Consider the following 18,627-nt stretch of genomic DNA (forward strand, 5'->3'; position numbering starts at 1 on the left):
GAGGATAGCTGATACATGGATGACCCACCGGAAACATCTCTATTGGATTTGCTATGATAAGCACGGGATAGATATCGCGCTCGCTCAGTGCCTTAAGGGGGAGAGACATGTATATAAACCTCAGCCGGGACCTGTTGGGCATCGACCCCCGGGACGGCACCACCTTCCAGGCCTCCAGTTTCGGCAGGCGCGGGAGGAACGTGCCCGGGGTGGCAGGGCGATTCCAGGAGAAGTGCCTGGACCTGGCGCCCGGTGAGCCCTTCACCATGGCCGACCTGGAGGGCCCCGGCGTCATCACCCGCATCTGGGTGACGGTGCCGCGCAAGATAAACCCCGGGGTGCTCCGCAACGTGGTCTTCAAGGCGTGGTTCGACGGCGAAGAGGAGCCCTCGGTGCAGACCCCGCTGGGAGACCTCTTCGGCACCACCTTCGCGCGTCCTCGCCAGTACGCCTCGGCATATACCGCCATCACCTCCGGCGCCTACCTCTGCTTCTTCCCCATGCCCTTCCGGCGCCGGGCCGTGCTCACCCTGGAGAACCAGGGTAAGCTGCCGGCGCGCCTCTTCTTCTACCAGGTGACCTGGCTGAGCCTGGAGCGCGACCTGCCGGAGGGCACGCCTTATTTTCACTGCAGCTGGCACCGCGAACGGTGTGCCCGCAAGGACCCGCCCTACACCGTACTGGATACCGAGGGGCGTGGTTTCTACCTGGGATGCCACCTGGACATGCAGGGGAAAGGCTGGCCGTGGCGCCTCAACCCGGCGCGCATCTCCCTGCCCGAGGGCTACGGCATGGGGGTGCTGGAGGGCTGGGAGACGATGTGGATCGACGGCGCGGAAGAGCCCAACGTGCACGGCACCGGGGGGGAGGACTACTTCAACGGCGCCTGGTACTTCACCCGGGTACCCTCGACCTGGCCCACCCACGGGGTGACCCAGAGGCGTTACGACACGCGGCGCGTATCCTGTTACCGCCTCCACGTCGAGATGCCTGTCCATTTCCGCGAGCGCATCCGGGTGACCATCGACCACGGCCTGGACAACCTGCTCCCCGCGGACATCGACGGCACCACCTACTGGTACCAGGAGGAGCCGCATACACCTTTCCGCCCCCTGCCGCCCGCGCGGGAGAGGCGCCCCGTCTCGACCATCCCCAACCGCCTGATCATGGCCGCCCCCCTCGCCATTACCTTACCTATCCTTTTTGGTGTTGTTTTGGGCAAACGGGATTCCGATAGTCCGGCTGCCAAAACACCTCAATCAAATTATCTTGCAGGTTGTCACCACATGGGTGTATCTTAGGATTAATCCGATTTATCGGAGGTGGATAGCCCGTAAAGGGCTAGCGTGGAGAAGCCGTCACAATGGCGGCTTCTCCATTTCATCCCAGAAATATCTTCCCGTATCCATCGATACGTCCCGAATATGGTTGACGATTGTACTTGGCCTGCAGAACAGGTGTTATTCTCCTGCAGAAGTTTCCCAGATCATCTTCCGAAATCCTGTTTCCATCCATTAGAATCTCTTGCTTGCTAGGGTGCGCCAACAGCTACGGTCATGCAAAGAAGATGCGCTTGCCCTGGCCCTATCCACGGATTAGTGTGAAGACACCTTTACTTCACCAAAGGGTAGCGGCCGTAGGTGTGCGCCGCCTCCATCATCCAGCGCAGGCGCTCCACCGAGACGGTGAGGTGGCTGTGGTTGGGGGCGAGGATGTACCCTCCCCCCGGGCCGGCGTCCCGGATAGCCTGCCGCACCGCGCCTTCCACTTCCTCCCGGCTGCCGTCGACGAGGACGTGGGATACGTCGATGTTCCCCACCGGGCACATGCGGTCGCCGACCATCCGCTTCACCTCCGCCAGCTCCATGCCGGCGGTGGGCTCCAGGGGGTGCACGCCGTCGAAGCCGCAGTCGGCGAACCACTCCAACAGCTTGTAGGTGTTGCCGCAGGAGTGGACGATGATCTTCATGCCCTGGGCGTGGGCCGTCTCGGTGACCCGCCGCAGGGAATCACCGAACAGCTCCTCGAAGGTGCGCGGGCTGAACATGGGCCCCGAGCGGTAGGCCATGTCGTCCCCGTAACAGTAGCCGGGGATGCCCGCGTCCGCCGCGGCCTCGATGAACATGCAGCAGAGGTCGGTGTTGAAGCGGATGAGGCGGCGCACGAACTCTCTCTCCTTGCGCGCGGCCACGGCGAAGCGCTCGAAGCCCAGGGGTTGCCAGCTGTTCTCGAAGATACCTGCGCTCACGGCGGTGAAGATGAAGAGGTCCTTCCCGAAGTCCTTCGCCAACCGCTTCATGAAGCGGTTGGCCTTCTCGGGGAGGCGCAGCAGGTCCCGCTTGTCCCACGCGTTCCAGTCGGAGGGGCTCCCGATCAGCCCGCCGCTGTACATGGGGGTGCTCATGTTGCCGCGCCCGTCGGGCACCAGGTCCCAGAGGCGGCCCCCGTAGTCCTCCGACTGCCTGGCGCCGCGGAAGCGCCACATGGGGGCGTAGATGACCCAGGCCGCGTCGCTGCCCAGCTTTACCGACGCCGCCGTGCGGTCGTGGGTGAAGCGCTCCACCTCCGCCTCCATCACCCGCAGCCGGTTGAGCAGGGGGTAGAAGCGGTCGATGGCCCCGGTTACCAGGGGGTTGGCGAGCAGTTTTCCCATGGGGATGTGCTTCTTCCCCAGGATCTCGTAGACGGCGTCGTACTCCGACACCAGGTCCAGTACGGGGACCCGGTCCGGCTCGCGCAACTCCAAAGCGTCGATGACCCTTTCGTGTACCGTAGACAATCCGTGCTCCTCCTCTTCATGAGTTGTACGGGGTCAAGGCCCCCGACCACGCCGTGCACATCTACACCGTGTGCGCCAACGGCCTTGCGGGCACTTCGAGGTAGCCACGTCGGCGAAGACGCCTCCTCGCGATGACATCATTGGCCCACACTCGGGGTCCTGCTCCGGTCAGGAAAGCCCCTCGTGCAGGACGCCGTTGCGGTCGTAGACGCGGTAACCCATGCCCAGCCGTGACGCCAGCTCCACCAGGTGCGGCGTGTAGTCGCCGTAGACGAAACCCAGGTGGTTGCAGGGCCACAGCGCGATGAGCTCCTCCCCCGAGATGGGGGTCACGCCCCGGATTATCGGCCAGGAGAAGTTGTAGCGCTCGTGCTCCCGCGGGTCCACGTCCACGGTGTCCAGCACCGTGCCGACCAGGAAATAGCGCAGGTTCTCCCGCGCCACCCTGGCTATGGTCATCACCTGGCCTCCCCCCGTGCGGCCCCGCACCGCCGCGCCTCCCGCGTCGTAGAAGACCTCCTGCCCGACGAACTCGGTGCGCGCCAGCTTCTCCTCCGCGCTCTCCTCCTCCCAGCCGAAGAAGGCGGGCGGGTGCTGCCCGCAGTTTACGATGGCCAGGGTATCATCCTCCACGTCGCGGAAGTCGCCGAAGCCCGCGCTCTTCCCCCCGCTGAGGAGGGAGAGCATCAGCTGGGTCAGGGACGAGTCCATATCGTTCTCGCAGGCGCAAGGCACGACCCGTTTTGCCTCTCCCAGCGGGCCGAAATCGCATGAGAGGAAGGCGGTGGCCAGGCACATGGTGCACTCGTGCGCGGACAGCTCGTCCTGGCACTTGATGCCGGTGAAGGTGCCTCCGTACTCCTCGAGCAGGTCGCAGGCCGCATAGTAATAGCTGAGTTGATAGGTGAGCTTGTTCAGGTCCCTGAACTTCTCGCGCGAACAGTCGAGCACGCAGTGCCGCTCCAGGCTCTCTATCCCCGCGGCCACGCGCGCGTCGCTGATGGCCACGGGATCGCTCTCGCCCGCCTTCCCGCTCCAGCTCACGTAGCGCAGGGCCCTCGCGGTCAACTCCGACTGGTCAAGGGCCTCGTAGCTGATGCCGAAGAGCTTCGCCCAGGCGTCCACGTCGGCGGTGGTGGTGCACATCTTCAGGGACATGCCCCCGAAGGCCACGTACTTCTGGCGGCGCAGCTCATCCCGCGCCGCTGCCGCGCGCGCCGAGGCCTCGCGGCGGCGGTCGCAGAAGGCCAGGATGTCACGCATGCGTTTCCGCACCGCCCCGTCTGAATCTATCCTGCCATAGACGAGATGGTAGGGGATGCCCACCCTCCTCAGCGCCCCGGCGACGGCCATACCCGCGACCATGCCGGGGACCTGCGTGTCCTGGTAGGCGAAGATCAGCGCCGCGGGACCGCACCAGGGGTCCTCGCGGCGCTTGAGGTCCGTGAAATGCTGCACGGCGTCGCGGGAATCGTAGGGGAAGGTCCAGGAGCCCTGGTTGAGGACGAGCACGTCCGCTCCCCCCTCCACGATGTGCTCCACGTGCTCCCGCACCAGCGCCGTGTTCCAGGCGATGCTGTCCATCTTCCCGTGTCCTTCCCCCCCGCGCACTACTTCGTATCCTTCTCCGCGCAGGAAGTCTGTTAGGAGCTTCTCGTGTCCAATCATGAGGTCTATGTTGTCCGTCCTCACCCACTCCCTGAAGTCGTTGGGGGAGAAGACCCCCACCCTGCCTTTAGCGCTTTCCATGCCGCCTCCTAACCGTCAAGGATCTTCCTGATCTCGATCTGGTTGCGGTACATCTCCTTGAAGACCCGGTATTTTTTCTCGTAGAGAGCGCGCATCTCTTCCCGGGGCTTTATCTCCCTGCCCGGGGTCGACATGGCGGCCATGGCTTCGATCAGGGACGGGTATTCCCCCGCCGCGGCCGCCGCGTTTATCGCTCCCCCCAGGAGCATGTTCTCCGTCTCCCCGCCTAGGTAGATGGGGCGCCCCAGGATGTTGGCATGTTCCTGCAGTAGTAGCTCGTTCTTCGTGTGTCCGCCGGTAGCGACGATATTCTCGATGCGGTAACCATGGCCCTCCATCTCCTCGACGATGTGCCTGGTGCCGAAGGCCAGCGCCTGCACCGTGCTCAGGTAGAGCTTGGCGTAGGAGACGAGTGGGTCCTCCAGCCTGAGGCCGTCGATGGTCCCCCAGAGGTCGGGGTCGGCCCGCGGCGAGCGGTTGCCGTAGAAGTACGGCAGCACGTTCAAGTACCTGTTGAACTCGGGATCGCTCACGCGCAAGTCCGCCACCTTACGTTCGAGGACGTCGAATATGGTCTCGCCTTCCGCGGTCAGCTCGTCGTGGACCTTCCTCTCCCGCAGCAGGAGGTCGAGGAGGGAGCCGGTGGCGTTCTGCCCCCCTTCGTTAAGCCACATCCCCGGCACCATGGCACCGTAGTACGGCCCCCAGACGCCGGGGATGAAGACGGGCTCCCGCGAGGTGGCCATATGGCAGTTGGAGGTACCCATGATGACCACCAGGGTCCTGGTCAGGGCCTCCACCCGGTCTTCCGTCTCCCCCGGCGCCAGGGCCGTCCCGGCGCTGCCAACCCCGCCGCTGTGCGCGTCGATGAGCGGGACGGCCACGACGCAGTCGGGGCTCAATCCCAACTCCGCCGCCAGGCCCGGCGACACCCTGCCCGCCGCCTCTCCCACCCGACCGATCTCGTAGCGGGAGAGGTGCTTCTCGTAAAGGTCCTCCAGCCCGGCCGCCGCGAAGAACCCCCGGTCCCAGCCGGCATCGCTCCGGTGCGCCAGGTAGCCCCACTTGCAGACCATGGTGCAGTTGCTGCGCACCCGCGAGCCCGAGGCCATGTGGGTGAGGTAGTCGGCCAGGTCGTAGACCTCGCCCATGCCGTCGTAGGTAGCGCGCATGTGCCGCTTCAGCCACAGCAGCTTGGGCAGTTCGTGTTCGGGGCTGACCGTGCCCCCGAGGTAGCGGACCGGCTCCCCCCGCGTGGAGGTGATGTCGGCGGCCTCCGCGGCGGCGCGGTGGTCCATCCACATGATGATGTCGCGCTCGGGTTCCGCGCCGGGAGAGACCGGAAGCGGCCTACCGTCCCTCCCCCGCACCACCAGGGAACAGGTGGCGTCGCAGGAGATCCCCCGGACCTTGCGGCGCTCGGCCCCCTCCAGGACCTCGTCGCAGGCCTCCAGGGCCTTGGCCCATATCTCTGTCGAGGACTGCTCGTAGTGGTCGCCGGCGGGGGAGAAGACCTCTATCTCGCGCGACGCCGCGGCCCGCATCCCCCCCTGGGAATCGAAGAGACCCGCCCGCAGGCCGTGTGAGCCGACGTCGAGAGCCAGGCAAAGGGAACCTTTTTCGGAGACCCCAGGAGCTCCCATCGCCATCACCCCACAACGCCGGCTTGGTCCGTATTCCCGCCTATCTTAACATACAACCCCGGGACAGGAAGGCGGGGATGGAGGTTACAGTAAAGGAGCGAAGGTGTCGGAAAAAGCGGGGTCGTGTCTTCAGAATCCAATTTCTTCGCAGGCAGGCGGGAAGACCAGCCGTCTCCTGAAACGGAATTCGTGAAGACACGACCCTTCACGCGCCGTATCCGAGATTGCGCAACAGGCTCCTGACCCCTTAAACCCTAGAAGCCAAGGCTCTCGCCGACCAGGAAGACCTTGTAGTCGGTGATGATGGGTTTCTGGCGGATGATGGTGGTGATGCGGCAGATGCTGGAGGGCCTGGTGCAGTCGTAGCACCTGCCCTTCTCCACGCAGGGGGCGTCCGCCTTGTAGCGGATGGCGTTGGCCGGCGCCGCGACCTCGCGGATGCGCTCGAAGGCCGCGTCCAGGTCGGCCACCAGCTTGTTGTAGCCGGCCACGACGATCACCGTCCCCGGTCCGAAAGAGAGCCCCGCCACGCGGTTGCCCATGCCGTCGGTGTTCACCAGCTCGCCGCGCATGGTGATGGCGTTGGAGCTGGAGAGGTAGAAGGGGCTCACCAGCGCCTCCCTGCGTACACGCATGGCCTCGGCGAAGTCCATGCCCTGGTCGTGGGCGTAGACCTGGTTTCCCCGCTCCATCAGGGCCTCCAGCAGCCCGATCTGGCGCATGGTCCACGAGCCGCCGCACCCCACCGCGGCGTCGGGGGGGATGATCTCAAGCACGGCGCGCACGACCTCCTCGCGGGTGGGATAGAAGCGCGCGTCGAAATCCCTCTTTGCGAGGTGCTCCACGGCGTTGGCGCAGCGGACGCGCACGTATTCGCTCCATACCTCGCCCATCTCGGAATAGCTCATGCCTCCTCCTCTCCTCCATATATATTCATGGGAATCGGCTACAGGCCTTTAGGATAGCTTTATATCGCTCGGGCGGGAAGCGCCCGCGCCGTTGCGCCACGCAGTCCAGCGATGTCTCAGCAGCAGGCTGCCTCGTCACGGCGGAGCAGGGCCGCCTTGATCATCGCCGTGGCGCACCCCACGTCGCTGTCCACCTTGATGGCCCCCGCCTCACAGTTCAGGCGGCAGGCGCCGCACTCCATGCAGGAGTCACGGTCCACCAACCTCGCCGGGCCGTCTCCGCCGTTTTCGAAGACACCGTGGGGACAGACGACGGCGCAAAGGCCGCAGCGGTTGCACCGGGCCGGGTCGTACTCGAGGGTGTTCACCTTGCTCTTAGCCATCTTTCTCTCCTCTAAAGGCATGCGCGACGCGCGCCGCGACGTTCGCGAGCAAGCCGGCGCCGGCCATCCCCGCCATCACCGGGATGTAACGGTTCATCTCCCGCCGCACCCCGCTGGGCGAGGTGTAGGTGGTGCAGCCGGTGAAATTGAGCCCTATGAACGCGGTCACCGGAGGGAGGGCAAGGGCATAGGATGCCGCCTTGATGGCGCGCAGGGGCAGCGGCATCGCACCGTCCCTCGCGAGAGAAGCGGCCGCGGCGCCCAGGCCCACCAGGCCGCCCAGGGCAAATCCCTTGAGGCTGAAGTCCTCGCCCGGCAACCAGGGCAGCAGCAGGGGAAAGGCCACCAGACCGGCGGCCGATGCCGAAGCGATCCCCGCGGCACCGACAGCGTCACCGGCGACAACAGCCAGGGACGAAGCGCCCGCCGCAACGGGGAAAGCGTTTACCGCCTCGACGGGCACGAGCACCGCCCGGTCGCGCAGGCCGAAGCGGACGCGGCGCATCTCCGGCGTGGCCTTGCCGCCGTTCGCCATGTTCGCCATGTAATCCTTTATGTCCTCCGCCCGCACCGGGCCGAACTTCACCCGGAACCCCGAGCGCCTGCGCACCTCGTGGGCGGCGACACCGGTGGCGCACAGCTGCGGCGCGATAAGGGTGCGGTGGGATACGACACCGGCGAGCCCGGTCTTCTCGATCCTCGCCACCAGTTCCCCGGTGCCGAAGCTGCCCTTGCCGGCGGAACACCATACGTTGACCCCCTTGGTGTCGAGCACCAGTATGTAGGCGTCCATCCCCTCAAGGGCCTGGCGGAGGGCGTCGAAAGAAAGCCGGTAGTTCGCGCTGACGAACACCGGGGAATCGGGACCCGCGTCGCCGAGGGCGTACAGCCCGGGCCTCACCCTCCATTCGTTCCGCTTGACGCCGAGGCGCGCCAGCAGGTGGACAAGACGGTCGGCGGCGCCGATCCGCGACGTCGCTATACCTGTTCCCTCCAGGTCCGCGGGACCCGCGGTATCCGGGGGGCCTCAACAGGTGGGCTTTTCCGCCTCGCAGACAGTGTCGGCACAACCACAGCCCATGGTGGCGGCCTCGTCATGTCCGGTCATCTCTCTCCTCCTAAGCTATAATGTCCTTCATCATCGGACCCAGCACTCCCTTGACCATCTCGGTGAGCGACTCCACCTTGATGAGGGAGATGCAGCAGACCTCCCCTTCCCTCTCGTGGCTGACGACGGCCAGCTTGTCGCCGGGGCCGATTCCGGCGCGCGTCCGGAGCTCCTTGGGCAGGACCATCTGCCCCCGTTCGTCGACGCTGAGGATGGACTCCACCCTCGAGTTGGCCCCGTCTCGCGAAACAGCGCAGCAGTCGGTCTCCTTTTTGCCCATGGGTCCGTCCTTTTCTATCAGCTAATTCAGATGTTACTGATATGCCTGATTATGTGCTCCCCACGGCCATATGTCAAGGCGGGCGGCCGCCGCATGCGCCGCCCCGATATGGCGGGGAGGGCCGCACCGCCACGGTGCGGTCCTTTACTTGTGCGGTTTTAAGCCGATAACAGGTATAGTGTCAGGACATGACGGGCCGGCGGGCCCGCAGGCGAATGACGGGAGAGAGACCTTGAACCGGCGCGATATCCTCATGGCCGCCCTGTCCGGGCAGAGCACTCCCCGCTTTCCCGTGCTCGGCCCGGGCGGCTTGATCAACGTGCTCACCCGTACCGTCCTGGACCGTTTCGGTATCCCCCTCCCGGCCGCGCATTACAGCGGGGTGATGATGGCGGAGCTGGCCGCCGCGGCCTACGACATGGCCGGCTTCGACAACATCGGCGTGCCCTTGTGCCTGACCGTGGAGGCCGAGGCGCTGGGGGCCAAGGTCTTTATCGGGGACAGCACGGCGCTGCCGCGCATCGTCGCCTTTCCGGAGCTGCCCCTGGAGGAGATCATGGCCAAGTCCCTCTCCGGCCTGCTCCAGCACGGGCGCGTGCCCCAGGTGCTGCGCTCCATCGAGCTCTTGAGCGAGATGCGCCGCGGCATCCCCATCATCGGCAACATCGCGGGCCCTGCCACCCTGGCCGCATCCCTCATCCGCCCCTCCGCCATGATCGAGCTGGTCAACCGGGACCCGGGTTTTCTCAACCGGCTGCTGGAGGGGATGGTGTCCTTTCTCTGCTCCTACGCCGAGGCCATGGTGGAGAAGGGCGCCTCCATCATCATGATCCACGAGCCCGCCGCGAGGTCCGGCTCCTACACGGGCTTCGACCTCTTCCACAACGTCCTTCCCTATTTCAACGAACTTAGCCGTTACGCGCACCTGGGCGGCGCCAAGGTCATCCTCCACGTCTGCGGCGGCCGCATGGACCAGGTGAGGATGTGCCGTGAGGCCGACGTGGACGCCTTTTCATTCGAGGCCGAGGTCCACCCGGGCGAGGCCCACGCCGTTCTGCGCAAGCCCATTATCGGCACCGTCCCCTCCTCGCTGGTGCACTACTTCCCGCCGGAGATGGTGCTCGAGGAGACCCTGATGGCGGTGAGGAACGGGGCGGCCATCATGTCTCCGCCCTGCGGCCTGGGTCTGGACACCCCTTTTCAGAACCTGCGCATCATGAAGGAGGCCTCCCACCGCTTCGGCGTGTGAGCTACGGGTACCCCAGGGTCATCTCTTCTCCCCCCAGGCGGCGCAGGCGTATGGCATCGTCGATGACCAGGTAGGTCATCCCGGTCTCGTCCCCGGACCCCTCCACCCAACAACCGCTGTTGACCAGCAGCAGCGGGGCCCCGCCGACCGCGATGCGGGAGAAACCGGCGCGGTGGGTATGGCCGAAGACGAAGACGTCGGGTATGAAGCCGGGCAGGAAGTCGCGCAGCAGCTCCTCCGCCTCGCCGTTGTTCTGCTGTACGCTGGTGAGGCGGCGTGGGCTCCCCCCCGATCTCGACTGGAAACGCAGCAGGCGGGCGAAGAAGCGCAAGCATGCGTAGAAGCGGTACTCCCACTCACGCAGCTCCGCCACGTGAGCCGTCTGCGTCAGCAGCTCGAAGAAGGGCTTGTTGAGGCGGTCGATATCGGAGAGGGCCACTCCGCGCGCTCTCCCGAGCATCCAGCGCGCCAGCCACGCCGTCTTGGCCCACCAGAAGGAGGCGCTGAAGAAATCGAGGTGGTGCCCGTGCATGAAGAGGACGGACCTGCCGCCCACCTCGACGCGCAGCAGCGGGTAGTGCACCCACAGGGGGAGGTCCTCGAACAGGCAAATCCTCTCGCTGCAGGACTCCTCCTGCACCAAGCCCAGGGAGACGCCCTCTACCTCCTCCCATCCCGCTTCCCGCCGCGCCCGCCGGTCCTCGCAGGCCGTCCAGAGGTGATAGTCGTGGTTGCCGGCGACGAACACGCATTCGCGTGGGGCCTCCCAGGCGGAGAGGGCGCGGAAGAACGGAGCGCCCGCCGCCGCGGCAGCGCCGAAGCCGCTGCTCCACAGGTCCCAGATGTCCCCCAGCAGTACTAGCAGGTCGATCTCTCCAGCCTGCCCGAGCTCGGCGAGGAGGCGCCGCACCAGGTCCTCACGCGTGAGCAGCGCGCTGCCGTCGCCGAAATGGCAATCGCTGAGCACTACCAGGCGCCGCAGTCCTTTTTCGCTCATCCCTGCCCTCCTCGTATCCCCATCTGCCCCGGATAGATCTCCAGGTACAGGATAACAGGTCCACCGCCGAGAAAGGATCGTCCTGTTGCGCGGAGACGCCTTGAGATATAATCTCGATTGACCGGTGAATAGGCCAGGCGGACAGGGCCGCCGTGCAGTGGAAAGACGGGACTGGTCCATGGAAACAGGGAAAGGGGCGCTCGACCTCATCGGCCGGACGCCGGTGGTGCGTCTCACCAAGGTGACTCCCCGCAATCCCCGCGTGGAGATTTTCGCCAAGATGGAGGGATATAATCCCTGTTCGTCCGTGAAGGACCGCATCGCCAGGTACATGATCGAGGGCGCCGAGGAGCGGGGCGAGCTCACCTGCGACAAGGCCATCATCGAGGCCTCCAGCGGCAACACCGGCATCGGGTTGGCCATGGTCGCCGCACACAAGGGTTACCGCCTCAAGATCATCATGCCCGAGTCCATGAGCGTGGAGCGGCGGCGCGTCATGCAGGCCTTCGGGGCGGAGGTGGTGCTCACCCCCAGCGCGGAGGGCATGAACGGGGCCATAGCCCTGGCGGAGGAGATGGGGAAGGACGCCCGTTACTATCACACGAATCAATACGCCAACCCCGATAACGTGCGGGCCCATTACGAAGGCACGGGGGCCGAGATCCTGGAACAGGTCGAGGGGATCGATGCCCTGGTGGCGGGCCTGGGCACCGGGGGGACCATCATGGGCGTGGGCAGGAGGTTGCGTGAGGCCTACCGGGACCTGCGTATCGTGGGGGTTGAGCCCTATCCCAACTCGCTCATCCAGGGCCTGCGCAACCTGCAGGAGTTCGTCCCCCCCATCTTGGACCTCTCCATCATGGACGAGAAGGTGAACGTGGAGGACGGCTGCGCCTTCAACACCGTGCGCGTGCTCGCCAATATCGAGGGGCTTTTCGTGGGGATATCCTCGGGCGCTGCGGTTCACGCCGCCCTGCAGGTCGCGGACGAGATGGACGCGGGCAGGATCGTGGTCATCCTCCCCGACCGCGGCGACCGTTACCTGAGCACCGACTGTTTCACCTGCACCAACCTGGAATGCGTATACCGGGACTTCCTGCAATCCCTGCGGGCTGGACATGAAAAATAGCTGCTAGGCATCCCTATAGGAACTCATCCCAGCCGCCGATTAATCCATTGAATGCGTTGAATCCGGTTATTATCTCCTTCCTTTTGCGAAGGGACGAGGAGGAGCAGTGGCACCTTCCGCGACGGACAGGCTCTCGCAGCTGTTGATCAAGAACAGGGTGATCAACGAGCAGCAGCTGGCGAACGCCCTGGAACGCCAGAAGGAGACCGGCTCTTCCCTGGGCAAGGTGCTGCTGGAGATGGGCGTGGTCAAGGAGAACCAGCTCGCCGAGGTCATTGCCCACGAGCTTGGTCTGGGTTATGTGGACCTGCTGGAGTACAAGATCAACATCCAGGCCACCACATCCATCGACGAGTCCACCGCCGAACGCTACACCTGCATCCCCATCGACTTCGATGCGGGGAAGCTGGTGGTGGCCATGGCGGATCCGACCAACATATACGCCCTGGACGACATCCGCCTGAGCACCGGCTACGAGGTCAAACCGGTGGTGAGCGCGAGGGAAGACATCATCAACGCCATCCAGCGTTACTACCACCTGGACACCGACGTGGTCGAGGAAGCCTTGGAGGGAAGGGACTTCGACGAGGGCGAGAGCATCTCCGGCGTGGTGGAGGATACACCCCTGGTGCGTTTTACCACCACCATGATATCCGAGGCCATCAACCGCGGGGCCAGCGATATCCACGTGGACCCCCGCGAGAACGAGGTGCTCATCCGCTACCGCATCGACGGTGTTTGCCAGGAGATCAAGCGCGTGCCCAAGAACATCCACCAGGGCATCGTCGGGCGCATCAAGATCATCTCGGACCTCAACATCGCGGAACGGCGCGTCCCCCAGGACGGCCACTTCGGCATGGTCTCGGGCGGCAAGTCCATTGACTTCCGCGTCGCCATCCTTCCCACCGTCTACGGCGAGAAGGTGGTCATGCGCATACTGGACAGATCGAGCATCATGCTCAGGCTGGAGGACCTGGGGTTCCTGCCGCAGGCGCTGGAGAAATTCAAGAAGGCTTTCATGCTGCCCCATGGAGCGCTGCTGGTGACGGGGCCAACCGGTAGTGGCAAGTCCACCTCCCTCTACGCCACCCTCAACGTGCTCAACACCGAGGAGAAGAACATCACCACCGTCGAGGACCCGGTGGAGTACCGCCTCTCCGGCATCAACCAGGTGCAGGTGAACCCCAAGGCCGGGTTGACCTTCGCTAATGCCCTGCGCAACATCCTGCGTACCTCTCCGGATATCCTCATGGTCGGCGAGATCCGCGACCGCGAGACCGCCAAGATCGCCATCGAGGCCGCCCTCACCGGCCACCTGGTCCTCTCGACCCTGCATACCAACGACGCCCCCAGCGCCCTGCCCCGCCTCATCGAGATGGGGGTGGAATCGTTCCTTGTCTCCTCGGCCATCAACTGCGTGCTGGCACAGAGGCTGGTGAGGAAGCTTTGCCCCAACTGCAAGGTCCCGTACGAGCCCGACCCGGAGGTGCTCAAGAACCTGCGCTTTCCCGTCGACCCATCCGACGGCGACCTCATCCTGTACAAGGCGAACGAGAACGGTTGCGCCAAGTGCAACTCTACCGGTTACAAAGGACGTGTCGGACTCTATGAGGTCATGCCCATGAGCGACGCCATCCAGCGGCTCACGGTGCAGGAGTCGTCCGCCACCGTCATCATGAACAAGGCCGTCGAGGAAGGGCTTCTGACCATGCGGGACGACGGCTTCATAAAGGTCAAGATGGGGTTGACCTCAATCGAGGAAGTCATGCGCGTGGTGGCGATCTAAGCTACTGTATGGCCGCGATGGCCTCCTCGAGTCCCGGGTAGAACTCGATGATCTTCTCGAACTGCGCCACCTCGAAGAGCTCGCTCACCATCTCGGAGGCCCTGGCGATGACCAGCTTCCCGCCCTGCTTTTCCGCGCGCTTGTAGGCGTCGATGATCACCGAGAGGCCGCCGCTCGAGAAATAGCTGGCGTACTGCATATCCAGGACGATGCGGTTGATGCCCTGCTTGAAGATGAGGTTGATGAAGGCGAAGAACTCCTCGAGGTTGGTCGTGTCCACTACCCCTTCCAGCTCGATGACCGCTTTGCCGCTCCCCGGCTCGAGCTCGTTAACCCTCCAGGCCATGGCTCGCTTCCTTCTCCTCCGGCACCTGTCCCCTGAGGGCGTGCCAGACCTGGAAAAATATCTCCGGGATAGGGGGCATGCCGAAACCCACGATGAAGGCGGTGAGGGCGGGCAGCAGCAGCAGCCAGATGAAGGCCATCGGGAACATGGCATCGATTACGTTTTTCATGATCTCGGCCCCGTTCTCCCACAGGAACCGGAATGAGATGAGGTCGAAGAAGATGGTGCGGAAAGCGCTATACTTGGTGACGATCAGGAACCAGTGCAGGAACTCCCCGATGAAGAGGGCGAAGAAGGTGGTCAGGGCGGCCTGCACGGCCAGCTTGGTGCTGTGCTTCTTGCCCGCCTTCCACCAGAAGGCCAGGCCCAGGATAAGACCTACGAGCACGGCATGTATGCCGTATTCCTGATCCTTGGGGACGAGATAAGCATTGGGGACAGCCCAAAGCACCGCTCCCGCCAGGAGCATAAGAGCGATGAACAGTGCGGCCCTCCACCAGGAACCAGCGATGAGAGTGTACTCGGAGGAGCGGGGCTGGGCCAGGAAAGACCAGCGCTCAGCGTCCCTCTCCTTCGGCGGCTTCTCCCGGGCGGCAAGGGCACGCTCAGCCCTCTTCTCACGGCGGGCGGCAGACCTCTCCTCGCGTGCCGCCCTGGCCGGCGGCGCCGTGTGGACCGCGGCCGGGGGCTCCGGTTGCGCGGGAGCCTCCGGCCCCCTGTCCGCCACCGCCGGCTGCGGGACGGCCCCTGCATCCGTTGAGAGCAGCGTGGACATGACATCCTGCAGCAACCGGTCCTCTGACGGGGCGTCCTTGGCCCGTGGGACCTCCCGGGGTGACTGCGCCTCCACGCTCCCCCCCGCGGGGGGGACCGCGGGTATGTCCTCGACGGCGTGGACCGCGGCGGGCTCCTGCGTGGGGGGCTCCTGTGCGGCCCCCGCCGGTTGGGGGGCGGCGGCTCCGTCGTGGCGTGGGCGCTTGCCCAGCCGCCTGGTCCCTGAGGCGATCTGGCTGAAGTCATCGTCCGGGCCACGGGAGAGGAAGTCCTCGCTGGGCGGCTCGGGGGGCGCGGCCGGCGCCTTGACCTGCTTGTCCCTGCCCCGCCTCCCGGCGGCCCTTTTCTTCTCCCGCGGGGCCGCGACGGTCCCGACCGTATCGTCATCGAAGGGGGCCGGCTGCGGTGGCCGTGACGGCTCCGCTGCTTTCCCCGGCGACGGTGGCTTCTCCGACCCCTCTCCGGGGAGCGAGGACACGGGCGCCGCGCCCGGTACCCTTGTCTCCTCCTCGGGCTCGGTGAACTCCCGCGCGATCTCGTTCAGCTTGCGCCGGTAGCAGTCGGGGCAGAGGGTGGTCTGGTCCGTCTCCCGCACGCATTCTATGCAGAAACCCGTGCCGCAATCCTTGCACGAGGACACCACCCGCTTGTTGGGATGCCAGGGGCAGTTCAAGCCCGCACCTCCATAACGTCGTGAAACATATACAGCTTACGTCGGCCTGTCCGCTTAATATATTAACCCAAATAGGGAAACGATGGCTTGCTGCCGGCAAACCAGCCGTGCGGCCGCTCCGCTACCGCTCTTCCCCCAGGAAGAGGCGGTTTATCTCCAGTTCAACCTTCTCCACCTGGGGATCGATGCGGTATATCTCCAGGCCTTCCTCGATCTTTCCCACTACCCCGGGGTAATCCTCCAGCTGTTCCTGCAGACTGAGGAAGTCGGGGTTGTTCTCCGGGTTCAAGCTGGGAGCTTGTCCCGTGGCCATGGCGATGAGGTCGAGGACCACCTTGTGCAGGTCCGTGAAGATGCCCTCCAGTAGGGCCTTGTATTCGCGAAGTCGGTCCGGGACCTCTATCCCGGGCAGCTCGGCCAGCGAAGCGGCCAGGGCTGCGTCGAGCCTCCTCAGCCGCTCCAGCAGCTCGGCGTCATCACCAGGCGCCTCCAGCTGGGTGATGACCGCCTCCTCCCGCAGCACCGGCTCGATGGCCTCGAGGATGCCCTGGAGGCCGACATAGATGCCGTCCAGCTCCTCCACCGCCTCGACTACACGGGGCACATACTCCTCCACGTATTTGCCCAGGGGGGCAAGGCCGCCGCCGTAGTCGAAAGTCCCCATCTCCTCGACGCTGGCTAGGAGCTTCTGGGCCGCGGCGCGGCTGGAGTCCAGCGCGCTCATGGTATCCGTATAGAAGGCGGCGTTCTCGAAATCGAACTTTTCCAGGGCGGCGATGAAGGCGGTGGCCTCTACGATACTGCTGGTGCCGGCGCGGAAGGTCGTGTCGATCCTTTCCACCTCCTCGCGTGAGGGGACTCCGCCACATCCCGAGAAAGAGAGGCAGAGGCATGCCGCCAGGAGGCATGCCGCCGCAACCGTTGCCACACCGCCTTTCGAGATACTCATGACACCTCTATTGACGCATCCTGTCACAGTTGCAGTTCCGTGCAAGGCACAGGTGAATCGTCCCACACGAAGGTGATGAACACAACCACGGCGCCGGGGGTATCACTGCCATCATGATGTCCATCGGTCCGCGGCGATATGGAAGGGCCGGCCACGACCGGCCGGCCCTTTTCTCCAGTTGTCGGGCTCGATTTTACGGATCCCCGCCGTTGGCGTCCCAGTAGAACCCCTCGATTTTGCCGCGCAGATGGTGGCCGAGTCCCAGCACGTTGAGGTCCGAGTGCAGCAGGAGCACCATCTGGTCGAAGAAGGTGATGGGCGCGGTGTCGTTGTCCATGTCCACCCCGGTGGCGTTGAGGGCATTGATCAGGGCCTGCCCCCGGGCGCTCTGGGTGGGCCCGCCCAGGTTCAGGATGAGGTTGGTGAGGAAGGTGCCGTTGGAGGCGATGGCACTCGCCAGCACGTTGGTGTCCAGCGCCCCGATGAGGCTGGTGAGGAAGGTGCCGTTGGCGTTGATGGCACCCGCCAGCACCGCGGGGTTCAGGTTCCCGATCAGGCTGGTCAGGAAGGCCTGGTTGGTGTTTAACGCGCCCGCTACCACCGTGGGCGAGAGGCTCGCGACCAGGCTGTTGAGGAAGGCTCCGTTGGCGTTGACCGCAGCGGCCAGGGTCGCGGGGTTGAGGTTGCCTATGAGGTTGGTCACGAAGGCCCCGTTGTTGTTGACGATATAGGCGACCTGCACCGCGTTGAGGCGCGATACCACGTCGGTGAGCCAGTTCCTCACCGCGTTGGAATTGAGCACGTTCGCGAACACCTGCGGGTCGAGGCTGGTCAGCAGGGTGCTTAGGAACACCTCGTTGGCGTTGATGGCGTTGGCCAGCACGCTGGGAGACAGGTTGGTCACCATGTCGGTGACGAAAGCCTGGTTGTTGTTGACCGCCACCGCCAGCACCGACGCATCCAGGTAGCCGATGAGGTCCTCGACGAAGGCGCCGTTGGCGTTGATGGCGTTGGCCAGGATCTGGGGATCGAGGGCTCCGACCAGGGCGTTCACGAAGGCCGGGTTGGCGTTGATGGCCGCCGCGACGATGGTCGGGTTGAGAGCTCCGATCATGGTGCTGAGGAAGGCGCCATTGGCGTTGACTGCCGCCGCGACCACGTTGGCGTCAAGGGCCCCGATCAGGGCGGTCACGAAGGCGCCGTTGGCGTTGATGGCGTTGGCCAGCACTACCGGGTTGAGGTTCTGTATGAGGGCGGTCACGAAGGGCCCGTTGGCGTTGACGGCCTGGGCCACGATGGACGGGTCCAGGTTGGCCAGCAGGTCCTCGACGAAGGTGAGGTTGGAGTTGACGCCACGCGCCGTGGCGATGGCGGTGTCGGAGTTCAGGCCTCCCACCAGGTTCTCTATGAGGGTCGTGCCCGCGGGAAGGGCCGAGTTGGTGTTGACCGCGCCCGCGAGCACCGCCGCGTTCAGGTTGGCCAACAGACCGGTCAGGAACGGACCGCTGCCGTTGACGATACCCGCGATATTGGCGGGATCGAGGTAGTCCAGCAGGGCGTCCACGAAGGCGGTGAACTGGGGCGAGTTGGCGATGTTGCCCAGCACGCCCAGGCTGGTGGCGTTGTTGAGGGCGGTGAACAGGGCGCTGGTCCACGCCGGGTCCAGGTTGTCCACCACGTCCACCACCATGCCGGTGCTGAGGTTGGAGATGAGGTCGCCCACCCAGGCGCCGTTGTTGTTGACCACGCCCGCGAGGGCCGCGGGATCGAGAAGCGGCAGCAGGCGGTCGAGGAAGTCTATGGTGTTGGGATGGTTGACCATGGTGGCGATGATGTTCTCGTTGAGGCCCGGCATCAGGCTCCCCAGGAACCAG

17 protein-coding genes are annotated in these 18,627 nt (G+C 65.0%); 4 read left to right on the top strand and 13 right to left on the bottom strand.

Annotated features, from left to right (window positions below):
* Positions 1 to 107: 107 nt before the first annotated feature.
* Positions 108 to 1,301, top strand: a complete 1,194-nt coding sequence (locus tag AB1384_06895) for a glycoside hydrolase family 172 protein (protein ID MEW6553996.1) — start codon at positions 108 to 110, stop codon at positions 1,299 to 1,301.
* Positions 1,302 to 1,380: 79 nt separating this feature from the next.
* Here AB1384_06895 and AB1384_06900 read toward each other — a convergent pair whose 3' ends face one another.
* The 8 genes from AB1384_06900 to hgcC form a co-directional block, all read right to left on the bottom strand.
* Positions 1,381 to 1,515: a hypothetical protein gene (locus AB1384_06900; protein MEW6553997.1), complete on the bottom strand. Its 135-nt coding sequence runs from the start codon at positions 1,513 to 1,515 to the stop codon at positions 1,381 to 1,383.
* Between the two features lie 97 nt (positions 1,516 to 1,612).
* Positions 1,613 to 2,779, bottom strand: coding sequence for a uroporphyrinogen decarboxylase family protein (locus AB1384_06905; protein ID MEW6553998.1), 1,167 nt, complete (start codon positions 2,777 to 2,779; stop codon positions 1,613 to 1,615).
* 168 nt (positions 2,780 to 2,947) lie between these two features.
* Positions 2,948 to 4,528: a hypothetical protein gene (locus AB1384_06910; protein MEW6553999.1), complete on the bottom strand. Its 1,581-nt coding sequence runs from the start codon at positions 4,526 to 4,528 to the stop codon at positions 2,948 to 2,950.
* An 8-nt stretch (positions 4,529 to 4,536) separates the two neighbouring features.
* Entirely contained in the window at positions 4,537 to 6,171 is a 1,635-nt protein-coding gene (locus AB1384_06915; protein ID MEW6554000.1) for an FGGY-family carbohydrate kinase, read from the bottom strand.
* 254 nt (positions 6,172 to 6,425) lie between these two features.
* Complete coding sequence (locus AB1384_06920) at positions 6,426 to 7,079, bottom strand: lactate utilization protein (protein ID MEW6554001.1); 654 nt, start codon at positions 7,077 to 7,079, stop codon at positions 6,426 to 6,428.
* Between the two features lie 116 nt (positions 7,080 to 7,195).
* Positions 7,196 to 7,462: a ferredoxin family protein gene (locus tag AB1384_06925; protein ID MEW6554002.1), complete on the bottom strand. Its 267-nt coding sequence runs from the start codon at positions 7,460 to 7,462 to the stop codon at positions 7,196 to 7,198.
* Positions 7,455 to 8,459, bottom strand: a complete 1,005-nt coding sequence (hgcA, locus tag AB1384_06930) for a mercury methylation corrinoid protein HgcA (GenBank protein ID MEW6554003.1) — start codon at positions 8,457 to 8,459, stop codon at positions 7,455 to 7,457. The genes AB1384_06925 and hgcA overlap by 8 nt, the downstream gene beginning before the upstream one ends.
* Before the next feature lie 121 nt (positions 8,460 to 8,580).
* A complete protein-coding gene (hgcC, locus tag AB1384_06935) occupies positions 8,581 to 8,850 on the bottom strand; it encodes an HgcAB-associated protein HgcC (GenBank protein ID MEW6554004.1) in 270 nt (89 codons plus the stop codon).
* 232 nt (positions 8,851 to 9,082) lie between these two features.
* On the opposite strand from hgcC, the gene AB1384_06940 reads away from it, so the two are divergent.
* Entirely contained in the window at positions 9,083 to 10,099 is a 1,017-nt protein-coding gene (locus tag AB1384_06940) for a uroporphyrinogen decarboxylase family protein (GenBank protein ID MEW6554005.1), read from the top strand.
* Position 10,100: 1 nt separating this feature from the next.
* Here the strand turns inward: AB1384_06940 and AB1384_06945 are convergent, their stop codons facing one another.
* Positions 10,101 to 11,096 (bottom strand): metallophosphoesterase, encoded by a 996-nt coding sequence (locus AB1384_06945; GenBank protein MEW6554006.1) that lies wholly within the window; start codon positions 11,094 to 11,096, stop codon positions 10,101 to 10,103.
* 178 nt (positions 11,097 to 11,274) lie between these two features.
* Between AB1384_06945 and AB1384_06950 the strand changes: the two genes are divergently transcribed.
* On the top strand, positions 11,275 to 12,225 hold the full coding sequence (locus tag AB1384_06950) for a cysteine synthase family protein (protein ID MEW6554007.1): 951 nt from the start codon (positions 11,275 to 11,277) through the stop codon (positions 12,223 to 12,225).
* A 106-nt stretch (positions 12,226 to 12,331) separates the two neighbouring features.
* Positions 12,332 to 14,011: an ATPase, T2SS/T4P/T4SS family gene (locus AB1384_06955; GenBank protein MEW6554008.1), complete on the top strand. Its 1,680-nt coding sequence runs from the start codon at positions 12,332 to 12,334 to the stop codon at positions 14,009 to 14,011.
* A gap of 1 nt (position 14,012) precedes the next feature.
* Here the strand turns inward: AB1384_06955 and AB1384_06960 are convergent, their stop codons facing one another.
* From AB1384_06960 to AB1384_06975, 4 genes are all read right to left on the bottom strand, one after another.
* Positions 14,013 to 14,357, bottom strand: coding sequence for an STAS domain-containing protein (locus AB1384_06960; protein ID MEW6554009.1), 345 nt, complete (start codon positions 14,355 to 14,357; stop codon positions 14,013 to 14,015).
* A complete protein-coding gene (locus tag AB1384_06965; GenBank protein ID MEW6554010.1) occupies positions 14,341 to 15,804 on the bottom strand; it encodes a hypothetical protein in 1,464 nt (487 codons plus the stop codon). Before AB1384_06965 ends, AB1384_06960 begins: the two co-directional genes overlap by 17 nt.
* A gap of 121 nt (positions 15,805 to 15,925) precedes the next feature.
* A complete protein-coding gene (locus AB1384_06970) occupies positions 15,926 to 16,753 on the bottom strand; it encodes a hypothetical protein (GenBank protein ID MEW6554011.1) in 828 nt (275 codons plus the stop codon).
* Between the two features lie 193 nt (positions 16,754 to 16,946).
* On the bottom strand, positions 16,947 to 18,627 hold a 1,681-nt coding region (locus tag AB1384_06975; GenBank protein ID MEW6554012.1), incomplete at its 5' end, for a hypothetical protein.

Source organism: Actinomycetota bacterium (assembly GCA_040757835.1).
GTDB lineage: Bacteria > Actinomycetota > Geothermincolia > Geothermincolales > RBG-13-55-18 > SURF-21.